Source organism: Pseudomonas rossensis (genome assembly GCF_039888995.1).
Lineage (GTDB): Bacteria > Pseudomonadota > Gammaproteobacteria > Pseudomonadales > Pseudomonadaceae > Aquipseudomonas > Aquipseudomonas rossensis.
On record NZ_JBBWCB010000060.1, the window covers coordinates 22,197 to 35,567 of the forward strand.

The following is a 13,371-nucleotide window of genomic DNA, read 5'->3' on the forward strand; positions in this document are numbered from 1 at the left end:
CTCACTTGTATTCGATCAACGCCGTCTTGCCGGCGCCGAATCTGTTCAGTAGAAACTTGACTTGCCCGAGCATCTCGGGAAATTTCCCCAGCACGAGAAAGAAAGCCCGCAGCCAGTTTTCGCGCGCGGATCTATCGCCCCCGCGGGCGAGGCGCACGACCTGCAATGGATAGACCAGCAGCACAAGCAGCCCAAACCATCCCGACACCAAACTCGCGATAACAGTTGCCAGCGGGACACCCAATCCCCAGAACCAGACACGGCGCGACTCACGCAACCAATGTTGCTCCGGCGCGGCCCCATGCAAAAATGCGCCCTCGGCAAAGGCATAACCACCGCGCAAGGTACGCTGCCACCATTGGCCGAACCGGCTCATGGTTGCATCGTGCAAGGTCATTTCCTCGCCCAGACGCCAGATCTTCCAACCATTCCCACGCAGACGTACGCACAATTCAGGCTCTTCCCCGGCAATAAGGCCCGGTCGAAACCCGGACGCCTCGGAAAAGGCGTCAGCCCGCATCAGCGCATCGCCACCGCATGCCTTGGCCTCACCTACCGGCGTATCCCATTCGAAATCACACAGTAAGTTGTAAACCGAGTGCTGCGGAAAACGTTCACGGCGCCGTCCACAGACCACCGCGACGTCAGGATGTGTATCAAGAAAGGCCTGCGCCCGGGGCAGCCAACCGCCGATAACCTCACAATCACCGTCAACGAACTGCACATAACGCATCGCCGGCAATAAGCGTTGCATGCAGGCAAATCCTTCATTGCGCGCACGCGCAGCCGTAAAGGGAATCGTCATGTCCAACTCGACCACTTCGACCCCAAGCCTCTGTGCCATCTGCACTGACCCGTCCGTTGATCCAGAGTCGACATAAACAACCTTCTGCGCCGAACCGGCGAGGGAAGTCAGACAACGTTCAAGCCGTTGGCCTTCGTTGCGACCGATAACAACGACACCCATCCCCATAGCCATGGCGTTCACTCAGCGACGCAATTGAAGTAATCCATCGGGTGGCTCATGAAAATCCCCTCGATTCTGCGTACTTCCTTTTCTTGATAGTCGCAGGCACGCCCACTGCCACCGAGTCGTCCGGTACATCGGTCAGCACCACGGCATTGGCACCAATCACGACATTGTTACCAATGCGGATATTGCCCAGCACCTTGGCCCCTGCACCGATATCAACATTGTTACCCATCACCGGAGCAATCGGCTCACTCACATTCTTGAGGCCCACGACGACGCCATTGCGGATACGGCAATCATCGCCGAACTGCGCAAAGCCACTGATCACGATTCCGCCGAAATGATCGATGACGAAGTTGCGCCCGACCACAACCTCACACGGCAACTCGATACCCGTGACGATCTGCACCAGTTTGAAGAGCACTTTGTATATAAAGGAGAACAACTTGCGTAACAGTGCCGGTCGCACACCGTAACGCCAGCGCCCAAAGCGATAAACCACCATCACCCAAAACCCCTGAGCCCCCCAATCTCCGGCGTATGCACGCAAGTCAGCACGTATGTTTTCGAACATAAATGGCTCTACCGTGTTGGTTGGCTAGCGAATTTGGTATCACGCAGCAACGCCCAGGTCACACGAGTATGCTGCCAACATGGCCCTAAAGCGGCCCGACCGCGGCCTTTCAATAGCGCCTTGAGCGCCACAATCAAATCACCCAGACTCACCAGTAGCATATGTGAGGCCAAACCAGGCAGACCGTGGTGCTTGCGGAAGTACAAAAGCTCACTTTCGATTTGTAACGTGGGTAGCTGGCGACTAGCCACATTGAGTGTGTCAACAGACTTGGCACTTTCACCGCCGATATGCACCACCGTGGTATGCGGGTAGTAAACGACCTTCCAGCCTGCCTGTTTAACGCGTTTGCAGTGATCTATCTCCTCGAAGTAAAGGAAGTAGCGCGGATCGAACAAGCCAACCTGGTCGATGACTTCACGGCGGATCAGGTAATAGCACCCGGGTACCCAGTCGCACTCACGCACCGAAGCATGATCCCAGGCCATGTCGTCGACCCTCTTCACCACAGGGAAAAAGCGTTCAAGCCCTGTATGCGAAAGAAAGACATTCAACGGCGTCGGAAAATAGCGACAGGAGGGCTGTAATTCTCCCTCTCGTCCAACCAACCGAACGCCAAGGACACCGCAATCAGGATGAGCCTCCATGTACTCGAGGGTCTTGCTCAGGGTGTCCGCAGCAACGAAGGCATCGGTATTGAGCAGCAACGCATACTTGCCCTGCAGGTGTTCAACCAATTGATTATTGGCACGCCCAAAGCCAACATTATTTTCATTGGCCAGTTGCAATGCCTCTGGACAAATAGTTGCCAGGCACTCCAGCGAATTATCGGCAGAGGCGTTGTCCACCACCAAATAGCGCGTGCGACCCACACTATTTGACTGGCGTAACGCATTAAACATCGGTTGCAACAGCGCCGCTGTATTGTAATTAACTACCAACACGTCAAGGGGCGCACTAACCATTGGGTTGCTCGCCAAAAAAATATTGCACTCTCATTTTTTTAAGCTTCGGCTCAAGTTCCGGATCGAATTCACCGCTGCGTTGCCTGATGAGGTCAATCCACGGGTAAGCGGCGCAACGTTCTTCGACTTTCGCCAACAGATCTTCCAGCGTACAAATAACCTTGGCTGGATTACCCGCAACCACTACCCCAGGCGGAACATCTTTCACCACTACTGCACCGGCTGCAACAATTGAATCCGGACCAATAGTCACACGGGGCATGATGATAGCGCCATAACCGATAAAACAATTATCACGTATATCGATAGGGCCGACAGAGTCAAGTTTTGTACCAAAGCGTACATCGAGCAAGCCGACTATTCCATCGTGACCGAACAGTGTGCAATCAGATAAAGCTATATTATTTCCGAGTCGTACTAACGTAGGGTCAGGTATGTTGCACCCAAGATTGATCCATACGTTTTTACCGACGGAGTGCAGAGATCCCCATCGAGCCAGGTGTTTAGCCCATTCGTACCCGTCCGGTTTACAGAATCTTTTATAGAGCGAAGTTCCACGCCCCGTTGTTTTGGCAATATGAGCAATAGTACGCTTTAGTAGACCAATCATCCTGTCAGCCTCAATAATTCAGCGATAGACATCTGTGCCAGGGTTAGATACACCCTGATTCTTCATTACCACTACCCTAAGAGTAGACGCTTCCCTAAAATCAAACACTCAAATAATCCACACATGCTCCCCCTCAGGAATATCTGCCCACCCCGGGCCCCATCTGATGGTTAAGATGATCCGCCAGCCTTAGAGCAAGTTGCAAAAGGGGCATCGTGGGGTTACAGGCACCGCCTGTAGCGAAAACACTGCTACCGGCAACGTAAAGATTCTCGACACCAAACACTTTGCAGTTCTCGTCGACCACGCCAAACTCAGGCGAAGTCGCCATCCGCGTGGTCCCCATATGATGAGCATGGGGATTGAGCATCAGTGGCAAATCGACGTCATACACATATTCTTCCAACTTGACGAAGCCCAGCCCTGTGTCGGCAAAACACTTTGCCACTTCGAGCCCTATGGACTTGACGGTTTCCCTGTCTGCAGGCGTTAGCTCCCAATGAATCTTGACCTTCCTCATCCCTAACGCATCTCGCTCGTCGAGCAATGAGATGCGGCTATCGGGGTTGGGAAACTGCTCGATCAGCGTGCCGAGCACCCCATCACCAGGGCAATCGAACTTGGCAATAAATTCAACCTTGCGCTCCGCACCCACTTCGCAAATGAGGTTCTCGAAAAAGCTCTTGATGGCAGACATTCGCCCATAAGATTTCACTTCAGCTACAAGCGTGGCCGTCACATTCCCTTTACCTGACTTGTGCTCCATCACGAATGCATCGGTCGTGAAGAACTCCTGCCGAGCATCTGCACCCTGCTCGTCTTTCAGGATGAAGTTTCCCATTTCGACGTTCAGGTGCTCCATAAAACATCTACCGACGAAACCATCCTTGCTTACGATACCGCCAGCTGCCAGAGACTCGCTGCTGAGCAGCTGCCTGGCATTCTCGATCGCGCCTGTCGCCAGAATGAATTGTTTTGCCGTGACTCGCTCTCGACGCAACTGGTAGTCCGAGACGACTATCGTTGCTATACGGCCGGTCTTGCTGTCGAACTCAAGATCGACGCAATTGCAATGGATGAAGACATCCAGCCCCTCGGTCTCATTAAGTTCCTTGGCATATTTTTGTGCAAATCGCGTCGGCGGGCTCAGCAGGAAACGATCAGCGTCAAAGTCGGTGCCGTCCAAAGTCGCATTGATAGCCTTGAATCCGGAGTGCGGTGGAAGATCGACAATATCCATGGCCGCCGACAGATTGCGCTCGATCTCGGAAAACGTGATGGGCCAGCCCGGCACGGGCACCGGAGGGCCTACGGTAAAGTCCGACTTTTCGAATGGACGGCATCGCCCGGCCCAGTGATTGGAGGTCCCGCCAAGATAACGCAGGCGTGTTTCATGAGCGTACATCTCGAGGCCTGATGATGAGACCTTGTAGAGGTTCTGCGAGGCTGACGAATACTCGTGCCCGCCACCCTCGACAAGCAACACACGCCGACCATTACCGGCTAAACGCAAGGCCAGCGTAATGCCGGCCGGCCCCCCGCCGATGATGCAGACGTCATAGTGGTCGCGGAGTTCTTTCTGCGATTGGTAGTCTTTGATCATGCGTGTGTTTGCCGAAAATGCTGGGCAGGCAGCACCCATCCGTTGATGACAACAAACTCGGATTTAGCAGCAGAGGGCCGGGCAACGGCTTTGGAAAAGCCGAATGTGAGACCGCCAATACTCAACAGAACAGAAGCCTGGAGGAAGCCTCTGCGCCCCATCACAGAGGTATTCAAATCAGTTTCTCTCATGATTCAAAGCTCCACGACACCGAGATTACGTTGGAAATTTCAACTGCACATCAAGGTCACATTTTTTTGGCAACCGCCATCAACACCTCAATGACGGCGCGGTGCCACAGCTTTGGAAACATCAAGAGAAATAGATCAAATCAGCCATTTAGCAAGATCAGTCAATAATTCCCCACACAAAGCCCCCACCACCAGCATTGGCAGCACTACCAGTTCACGCTTGAGACTCAACAGCCCCAGACGACAATTGACATAAAAAACCAGGATAAGCGTAGGAAACGTGTACAGGGCAGCGCCCCAAATCGCATATTCGACCCCGCCAATTGCCAGCAGCAGGGGCAGCAGCACCCACAACGAGACCACGCGAATAATGTTATCCATGGCCTGGTACTTGGTGAGTCCCAAGGCAATCCAGACCTGATTCGCCAGCATGTAGCGCATGGTGAAAAAAGAGAGCGAAAGAATGGCCATCATGTTGCCGGCCTGAGCGTAACGCTCATCGTACAAAATGCTGATGAGCAGTGGACTGCCGGTCAGGAACAGTCCACAGAGAAACAGGCAGGCAAGATCGATCATCAATTTCAAGCGGTGGTACAAAGCGTGGAGCCGTACGGTGTCATTAGTTCTTGAAGCCTCACTGAAGGCCGGCAAGGCAACGGCACCGGCTATCTTTTGCAGCGCAAGCTGAACAGCTCCCAAAATCAGCACGGCAATGGAGTAAACGCCCAGTTCGCTGGTCGTCATGCTGCCGCCGAACCAGATACGATCACCGTACATGGCCAATACGCCCACTGCCGACGACAACAATATCCAACGGCCGAAGCCGACTAATTCATCGAGCGCAGTACGCTCCCACCGTAGACGGTTAGAAGGGCCCTCAAACCAGAAATGCCCCAGCAGCGTGCTGACCATCGATTGGACCAGACCTGCAATCACCAGCGACCAGATGGACCTGGTGAAGTAACCGATGGCCAGCATGACCACCAGCCCGACGACCTGAGACGCAAACTCGGTGAGCACCACTTTCTTTTGTTGGAAAGCGCGCACTGCCAGGTCGATTTTGGTCGACTGAAAACCAACGATGATTGCCGAGAAACCGGTCACGGCCAATACCAGCGGCAACTCGGGTGCGGCGTAGGTGGAATTGGTCGACCACAGATTGAGGATCTGTGCATACCAGGCCAGCGCCGCGAGGAGAAGTGTCAAAGCAAAAAGGATAAAGCCACGCACGATCTGCACGGTCCAGATGGTATTGAGAAAAACCGGATCGTCGCCACGCGGACTCTGGATGATGTTCTGGCGCAAGCCGACATCGGAAAGCATGTGCAGAATCAGCGAAACGGTGATGGCGATCATCATGATGCCGAACATCTCCGGCATCAGCAGACGGGCCATTATCAGGTTGCCGCCCAAGCGAAAGGCTTGAGACGTAACCAGCGCCCCCAGATTCCATGCCCCGGCAGAGATCGCTCGCTTACGAAGGCCCAACGTCGGCGACAAATCAACTAACGACATAGCATCATCCCCGGACTCAATGGCTCAAAAGGAACTATAGTCGCGTTTGACCATTCCACTAGCCGTCGCTCATCAATCAATAAGTCCAATCATCCATGCCTGAGCATTTCCGAGCGTTAATCGTCATTCTGGTCCTTACTGGCATCGTATTTGCCATGGCACGTCGACCAGCAGCAGACCTGATTCCCGACCGTAATTTCACTCGTCGGCGCAATCTGTGGTTCGTATTGACGCTTCTGGCATTTGTGTCGCACAGCTTCTGGGTGTACGCAGGCATTGCCGCGATCGTTTTGACCTTCGCACGAATTCGCGAACGCAATCCCGTGGCGCTATTTTTCCTTCTGCTGTTTCTCATCCCGCCGGCCACGGCGGAGATACCGGGCTTCGGCCTGGTCAACTATTTTTTTGCCCTTAACCATATTCGTGTGCTGGCACTGTGTGTGTTGCTTCCGGCTTTTTTGGTTCTGCGCAAACGCGCCGACACGGTCCCTTTCGGGCGCACCTGGCCTGACAAACTGTTAGCCGCCTACCTCCTGCTGACGAGTCTGCTTTTCCTGCGTGAAACAACCGTCACCGACACCTTGCGCCAAATGCTCTACCTGTTCATCGAAGTTTTTTTGCCTTACTACGTTGCCAGCCGGGCGCTGAAGAACCTCAGCGACTTCAAGGACGCTCTGTTCGGTTTTGTACTCGCCGCCATGGTGCTGTCGCTTATAGGTCTCTTCGAATATGCCAAGCACTGGCAGCTGTACAGCGCGGTTGTCTACGCCATGGGCATGCAATGGGATCCCGGCTACTTGAGCCGTGGTGGCTCATTACGCGCCAGCGCCACTACCGGTCAGGCCATTGCGCTGGGCTTCGTCATCAGCGTGGCCATCGGCTTTTATCTGTACTTGCAGGAGGAGGTACGCAGCAAATTGCAGCGCAGCCTCGGCGCACTTTTGCTCGCCGGTGGTTTGTACGCACCGCTGTCGCGTGGCCCCTGGATCGGTGCAGCCGTCATGATCGTCGTGTTCATCGGCACCGGCCGTAAAGCGATCAAACGCCTGATGCTGCTGGGGGCCGCCGGAGTTCTCGCCCTGCCCTTACTGGCCGTCGTGCCGGGCGGGCAAAAAGTGCTTGATCTGCTACCGTTTATCGGCACGGTGGACGTCGAAAATATCACCTACCGGCAGCGCTTGATTGATAACGCCGTGATCGTTATCCAGCGCAACCCTTGGCTGGGTTCTTTCAATTTCCGCAGCACACCGGAAATGCAGTCCATGATTCAGGGCCAGGGGATCATCGATATCGTGAACACCTATATCGGCATAGCGCTGTCGTTCGGTTTGATTGGTTTGACGCTTTTCGTGGTTTTTTTCGTCAGTGTCCTGCAGGGCATCCGCAAGGGGATGCGTTCGTTCCCCAACGAAGACGATGAGGCACGCCGACTCGGACGTGCACTTCTGGCGACACTGGCCGGGATCCTGATCACCATCGTTACCGTTAGCAGTATCACGGTCATCCCCGTGGTGTATTGGTCGGTGGCTGGACTGGGCGTGGCCTACGCTCAGATGGCACGCAGGTTCAAGCTCACCTCGACGGCTGTCACGGCGAGTGCCCATCTCCAACTCAGGTAGAACCCATGATCCAGTTGTTGCGCCGCCCCCAGATACTGCTCCTGCTGTTGTTTGCTATTTGGCCGTTTCGTACCTGGGCGTCGGACTGGGTCGTCAGTGTGGATGAGCGCAACGGCCTGCCAACGCTGATGCGTGGTGGCAGTCCGGTAGTTGCTACGACATTCTCGTTCTTCGGGCGCAACTGGGAATGGACGTATTTGCACACTGAATTCAAGGTAAACACCCCTTATCGATACTCCCTTGCTGGTAAAAACAAAGCGCTGGATTTCGACTTGACTGCGCAGATTCAGAAGCAAAACGAGCAAAAGCTGATCTGGAACTTTGCCCTGGATGCACACAGCGGGAAGTCTGGCGTTTCAGGTGGAGGCATCGTTTTCGAATTCGACCCCGCTCTTTTCGCTGGAGAAATGGGCGAGCCCACTTTGCTACCCGACAACCGCGGCTGGTCCTGGGGCAATGCACAAGGTCGACGCATCGAAATGCGCTTCGAGCCCGCACTGGCGGGTGTGTACTTTGAACCGGGCAGCAAATCCGAGATCCGCGCTTTTTTCTACAAGGACACAATCAAAACTGGTCGTCAGGATTTCACAGCCACCTTGAGCGTTTCGGGCGATGTAGCGGTCGGCCCGACCACTACCGAGCGCTTCGGGCTGTCGGACCCAAAGAGCTGGCCGACTGACAAGCTCGACTTGAAAACCTCGCCGGTCGACTTGTCCTTTCTCAACGCTCAGGAAAAACCTGCAGGCAAGCGCGGCTTCATCAAAGCATCCGGCGAGCAATTGCTATTTGCCGACAACACTACGGCGCGTTTCTGGGGCACCAACCTTTCGGCCTACACGCTGTTCCTCACGCCAGACGATGCAATCAAGCAGCAGGCCAAACGCCTGTCGGCACTGGGCTTCAATCTTGTACGGCTGCACCACCATGACTCGCCATGGGTCTTGCCGAACATCTTTGGCGACGGCAGGGTTACGCGCAGCACCCAGCAACTGAGCCCGGAATCGCAGAAAAAAATCGACTGGTGGATCAAGTGCCTGAAAGACGAAGGCATTTATGTGTGGCTCGACATGCACGTCCAGCGAGTCTTTACTGAAAACGACAACATTTATGGCTTCGATGAATTGCCAAAAGAAGCGCAGAATTTTACCTATCTCAAGGGCTATTCCTATGTGAATCTCACCATTCAAAAAGCCATGAAGCGCTTTACCGAAGCCTACATGACCCATGTAAACAGCTATACCGGCCTCGCCTACAAAGACGACCCGGCGATCGCCGCCGTACTGATTACCAACGAAAACGACGTCACCAACCACTTCGGCAACGCCCTGCTGCCAGACAAGAATCTGCCCAAGCACAACCGCATCTATATGGCGGAGGCCGAGGCCTTTGCCAAACAGCACAATCTGTCTGCAAACCAGACCTGGCGCTCCTGGGAGCCAGGCCCCTCCAAGCTGTTCCTTAACGATCTGGAGCGGCGTTTCAACATCGACATGATTCAACACCTGCGTGGAATAGGCGTGAAAGTCCCCATCGCCACGACCAGTAGCTGGGGCCGCAATGGTCTGAACTCCCTGCCGGCCCTTACTGCCGGCGACGTAATCGACGTCCATAGCTACGGGGGCTCGGGGCAGATAGAGAAAAACCCGCTCTACAGCGACGGCATAGTGAATTGGATTGCCGCCGGCCAGGTCATCGGCAAACCCTTGACCGTCACCGAATGGAACAATGAGCCCTTCCCGATTCCAGACCGTCACTCGCTGCCACTCTATATCGCCGGCACCGCCAGTCACCAAGGCTGGGATGCACTGATGCAATATGCCTACAGCCAGGAGCCATTCGGGGGCCAAGGGATGAGTGCCAACAACTGGCACGCCTATAACGACCCTGCAATGCTGGCCACCCTGCCCGCCGCCGCCTTGCTTTATCGCCGCGCAGACGTTCACGAAGCAACAACGACCTACGTCTTCGCGCCGACGCCAGCCACCCTGTTCAACCGAATGATCACACCGGCCAGCTCTGCTTTCCTGCGCACAGCCATGGAGAAAGGCAAGCTGGAAATCGCGATGCCACAGACGCCGGAATTGCCTTGGTTGCAACAGAGCGCTATCCCAGGCAATGCACAGCAATTTCATGACCCTGACCAGTCGCTGCTGGATGCCAATGCCAGCGAGTCCACGACCGACACGGGAGAGCTAAAGCGCAATTGGAAACAAGGTGTTTACACCATCAATACGCCGCGCACGCAGGCCGCTACCGGCTGGATCGGCGGCGAATCGATCAGCCTTGGCAACATTAAGGTTCAAGTGAAGACCGCCAACGCCAGTGTGGTGGTGCAAAGTCTGGACGACACGCCTTTGGGCCGATCGCAGGATTTACTGATTTCGTTAGGCACCCGTGCCATCCCCCAGGACGGCGACAAAATACCTTTTTATGTTGAGCCCCTCGAGGGCACGCTAACCATCCAGGCGCCGCAAGGCTTGACACTGTTCACCCACGGCATTCAAAGGCAGATGAAGAAGCTGCCCGCGACCTACCTTGATGGCCGCTATACAATCAAGTTCGACGGCTTGCAGGCGTCGAACTGGTTGTTCTTGAAAAAAGACGTCACGCAAGCACAACCTTAGGCGATGCGCAGCCGACCTCAACTAGATGGAATAACACCTTGGCGGTGTTGTTCCGCGAGGGCTATTCAAAGGGCGTCAAAATCAAACGACGGAACATAGCCTGAGCCGAGCAGATGTGGACATTTCGACGATACAAAATCATCACTTAATAAATCATCCGCACTTTTATACTTGTTCGTGAAAACCCCGGTGATATTTAAAAGAGTATGCGGCAAGGAGGATATGCTGATTTTCTGACTTTCTCTTTCCTTCAATTTTAAAAGCTTGAGCGATTGCTCGCTTGAAATATTATCGGATGCCCAGATAAATGCCGAAACCGGGAGATCGTATTTATTGCCAATCCCATGCCCCAGTAGTCCTCTACTATCATCCATCATGTTTTCACCATGATCCGATGAATAAAACAAGACGGATGGTTTCTTGCTTGCCTTCAATTGATCAATAAGCATGCTTAATAGCCAGTCTGTATATAAAATACTATTATCATATTCGGCGGTAATTTTGTCTTTGAAGCTGTCTGTTGACGGCTTGAACTTATCGAATTGCTCTGGGTATCGGCGTGAATATTCGAAATGACTACCCTTGACATGAATGAATATGGCTTTCTTTTCTGTATCGCCTTTATTTAGTATTTTTTCATATTCTGCAATCAATGCACCATCATAACTTCTCTCAAAATATTGACGATATTGTGCCTCTGCAGCTATTTGTGGAATTATTCCGCCAAAACTATCAACCTCCTGTACGGACAACCAATAGGTCATGTACCCGGCTGCGCGATAAATACTCACCAGTGATTTGGTTGACGCAATGGCGCCCCAATCCGATATAGGCTCAAGGCTCAGCATTGAAGGGACCGCGAACGAGGTATAGGGGGCTGTCGTGCAGATCTGATTGAATTTGAAAACCCCCGCCTGCTTACCGAGATTCGGGGTTGTTTCCTTGTTGTAACCGTAGAGGGACCAGTTGTGCGGCCGTGATGACTCACCGATCACAAAAACAATGGTTTCTATATTTGATTGATTCGAGATGCTGGTTATTATTACGTCAGACTCCCGGCGACGCTTGATAAGTTCCTCCGTCCCCGAATACAAGTTTGCAGTAAGGGCAATTTGCGATAAATAGCCTACTGGCGTACTTTGATCTTTTGCAAGGAGATCCATGACTGCAGATTTCCCGAAAGAATTAAGCTTGACGGTTTTATAGAAATACGCCCCATACCCCACTAGCAAGGCGCTAACAACCAAAACAAAAACACCTTTGTTTTTATATAATTCGCGCTTATGCAGGCCTATTAACCCAAGCCCATAGCAAAATATGAAAATCACCAAAACAATACTGATGGGCTGCCAATAGGTCGGTAGAAATTCGCCGACCTCCTGATGATTTGTCAAGCCAATAAATATATAGGCAGCTGTTAATCTCGAATTGAAATTCAAAACCAAAAACAGATCAATGGCTGCTACTAAATAGAACGGTAGCAGAACAAGGTGAACCTTGAATTGATTGGATGAAATAAATCTAATTGCCAACAGCCATAACACCGACATACCAAGGGTGTAAAAGACCAACAAATCAATTTTAGAGTATTGATAGTTTGTTAGCGTCCTGACAAACAACGGTGATAGCAGAAATGACCACAATACTAAATTTGGCCATTCTGCTTTTATGCTGAATCCGGCAGAGTTTTTCATTTGATAATTATTCCCGCAGAATGCCCAAACCTCCTCAAAGGGTAGCTCCGATTGGCGCGCTCACTGTGTCTTGCTCGAAAATTCTCTCCTTTGGCGCTCCAAACGTAGCGAGTCTCGGCTATTGCCAGCAAGCTTGTAGCGAAAAGTCGAACTTGTCCTTTAATGTAATGGTCAGGTCGGATCGCACTGACGTTGCAGCCTCTGCTTGCACAGCAATAGTCGGAGATCAGGATGAAATTTTTGGTGGTGGGTGGCGCGGGTTATATCGGCTCGCACATGGTGAAGCAGCTACTGAGTGCAGGTCACGATCTTGTGGTGGCAGACAATTTCTCAACGGGGTATCGCAGCGCGTTGAGGGGCGGGACATTGGTAGAACTGGACATAGCCGACGAACAGGCGCTGGATGCCCTGTTTGCGGGACACCACTTCGATGCCGTGTTCCACTTCGCCTCCTTTATACAGGTGGGCGAATCCGTCGCTGAACCTGCCAAGTACTATCAGAACAACTTCGCTGCCACCCTGACGCTGCTCCAGGCGATGGTTCGCGCCGGGGTTAAAAACTTCATTTTTTCCTCGACCGCCGCCGTCTACGGTGACCCGATGTATGTACCGATCGACGAGGAGCATCCCAAGGCCGCGATCAACCCTTATGGACGCAGCAAGTGGATGGTGGAGCAGATGCTTGAAGATTTCGACCGCGCATACGGGCTGAAATCGGTCTGCCTGCGCTACTTCAACGCCGCCGGAGCAGACCCCGAAGGACAGTTAGGTGAACGCCATGAACCGGAAACCCACCTGCTGCCCCTGATCCTGCAAGCAGCCTCCGGACGGCGCGCAACCATCACCGTCTATGGCCGTGATTACGACACGCCTGACGGCACTTGCATTCGCGACTACGTCCACGTTGTCGACCTCGTTGCAGCTCACGCACTTGCCGTGGATTATCTGCTGGCAGGGGGTGCAAGCACCGCGTTCAACCTCGGTAACGGTCAAGGTTTCTCAG

General features: G+C 53.3%; 11 protein-coding genes. 3 read left to right on the forward strand and 8 right to left on the reverse strand.

The window, feature by feature from the left end; genetic code table 11:
• Nucleotide 1 precedes the first annotated feature (1 nt).
• The 7 genes from WLY71_RS17080 to WLY71_RS17110 form a co-directional block, all read right to left on the reverse strand.
• Nucleotides 2-979: a glycosyltransferase family 2 protein gene (locus WLY71_RS17080; protein ID WP_347804470.1), complete on the reverse strand. Its 978-nt coding sequence runs from the start codon at nucleotides 977-979 to the stop codon at nucleotides 2-4.
• A gap of 43 nt (nucleotides 980-1,022) precedes the next feature.
• Nucleotides 1,023-1,547 carry a serine O-acetyltransferase gene (locus WLY71_RS17085; protein WP_347804471.1) on the reverse strand — a complete coding sequence of 175 codons (525 nt, stop codon included), beginning with the start codon at nucleotides 1,545-1,547 and terminating at the stop codon, nucleotides 1,023-1,025.
• An 8-nt stretch (nucleotides 1,548-1,555) separates the two neighbouring features.
• A complete protein-coding gene (locus tag WLY71_RS17090) occupies nucleotides 1,556-2,512 on the reverse strand; it encodes a glycosyltransferase family 2 protein (protein ID WP_347804472.1) in 957 nt (318 codons plus the stop codon).
• Nucleotides 2,505-3,122, reverse strand: coding sequence for an acyltransferase (locus WLY71_RS17095; protein WP_347804473.1), 618 nt, complete (start codon nucleotides 3,120-3,122; stop codon nucleotides 2,505-2,507). Before WLY71_RS17095 ends, WLY71_RS17090 begins: the two co-directional genes overlap by 8 nt.
• Before the next feature lie 133 nt (nucleotides 3,123-3,255).
• Nucleotides 3,256-4,725: an FAD-dependent oxidoreductase gene (locus WLY71_RS17100; protein ID WP_347804474.1), complete on the reverse strand. Its 1,470-nt coding sequence runs from the start codon at nucleotides 4,723-4,725 to the stop codon at nucleotides 3,256-3,258.
• The gene (locus WLY71_RS17105; RefSeq protein ID WP_347804475.1) at nucleotides 4,722-4,916 is read right to left on the reverse strand and encodes a hypothetical protein; all 195 of its coding nucleotides are present in this window, start codon (nucleotides 4,914-4,916) and stop codon (nucleotides 4,722-4,724) included. Before WLY71_RS17105 ends, WLY71_RS17100 begins: the two co-directional genes overlap by 4 nt.
• Nucleotides 4,917-5,051: 135 nt before the next feature.
• Complete coding sequence (locus tag WLY71_RS17110; protein ID WP_347804476.1) at nucleotides 5,052-6,431, reverse strand: oligosaccharide flippase family protein; 1,380 nt, start codon at nucleotides 6,429-6,431, stop codon at nucleotides 5,052-5,054.
• A gap of 95 nt (nucleotides 6,432-6,526) precedes the next feature.
• Between WLY71_RS17110 and WLY71_RS17115 the strand changes: the two genes are divergently transcribed.
• Together WLY71_RS17115 and WLY71_RS17120 are read left to right on the forward strand one after the other, a co-directional pair.
• Nucleotides 6,527-8,050, forward strand: a complete 1,524-nt coding sequence (locus tag WLY71_RS17115) for an O-antigen ligase family protein (RefSeq protein WP_347804477.1) — start codon at nucleotides 6,527-6,529, stop codon at nucleotides 8,048-8,050.
• Between the two features lie 5 nt (nucleotides 8,051-8,055).
• Nucleotides 8,056-10,674: a glycosyl hydrolase family 5 gene (locus WLY71_RS17120; protein WP_347804478.1), complete on the forward strand. Its 2,619-nt coding sequence runs from the start codon at nucleotides 8,056-8,058 to the stop codon at nucleotides 10,672-10,674.
• A 65-nt stretch (nucleotides 10,675-10,739) separates the two neighbouring features.
• On the opposite strand, the gene WLY71_RS17125 is transcribed toward WLY71_RS17120, so the two are convergent.
• Entirely contained in the window at nucleotides 10,740-12,368 is a 1,629-nt protein-coding gene (locus tag WLY71_RS17125; protein WP_347804479.1) for a phosphoethanolamine transferase, read from the reverse strand.
• 231 nt (nucleotides 12,369-12,599) lie between these two features.
• Between WLY71_RS17125 and galE the strand changes: the two genes are divergently transcribed.
• On the forward strand, nucleotides 12,600-13,371 hold a 772-nt coding region (gene galE, locus WLY71_RS17130; protein WP_347804480.1), incomplete at its 3' end, for a UDP-glucose 4-epimerase GalE.

Coding starts and splice junctions, on each gene's coding strand:
- WLY71_RS17115 (WP_347804477.1), top strand. CDS start 6,527: ATGCCTGAGCATTTCCGAGCGTTAATCGTCATTCTGGTCCTTACTGGC.
- WLY71_RS17100 (WP_347804474.1), bottom strand. CDS start 4,725: ATGATCAAAGACTACCAATCGCAGAAAGAACTCCGCGACCACTATGAC.
- WLY71_RS17095 (WP_347804473.1), bottom strand. CDS start 3,122: ATGATTGGTCTACTAAAGCGTACTATTGCTCATATTGCCAAAACAACG.
- WLY71_RS17090 (WP_347804472.1), bottom strand. CDS start 2,512: ATGGTTAGTGCGCCCCTTGACGTGTTGGTAGTTAATTACAATACAGCG.
- WLY71_RS17125 (WP_347804479.1), bottom strand. CDS start 12,368: ATGAAAAACTCTGCCGGATTCAGCATAAAAGCAGAATGGCCAAATTTA.
- WLY71_RS17080 (WP_347804470.1), bottom strand. CDS start 979: ATGGCTATGGGGATGGGTGTCGTTGTTATCGGTCGCAACGAAGGCCAA.
- WLY71_RS17110 (WP_347804476.1), bottom strand. CDS start 6,431: ATGTCGTTAGTTGATTTGTCGCCGACGTTGGGCCTTCGTAAGCGAGCG.
- WLY71_RS17105 (WP_347804475.1), bottom strand. CDS start 4,916: ATGAGAGAAACTGATTTGAATACCTCTGTGATGGGGCGCAGAGGCTTC.
- WLY71_RS17120 (WP_347804478.1), top strand. CDS start 8,056: ATGATCCAGTTGTTGCGCCGCCCCCAGATACTGCTCCTGCTGTTGTTT.
- WLY71_RS17085 (WP_347804471.1), bottom strand. CDS start 1,547: ATGTTCGAAAACATACGTGCTGACTTGCGTGCATACGCCGGAGATTGG.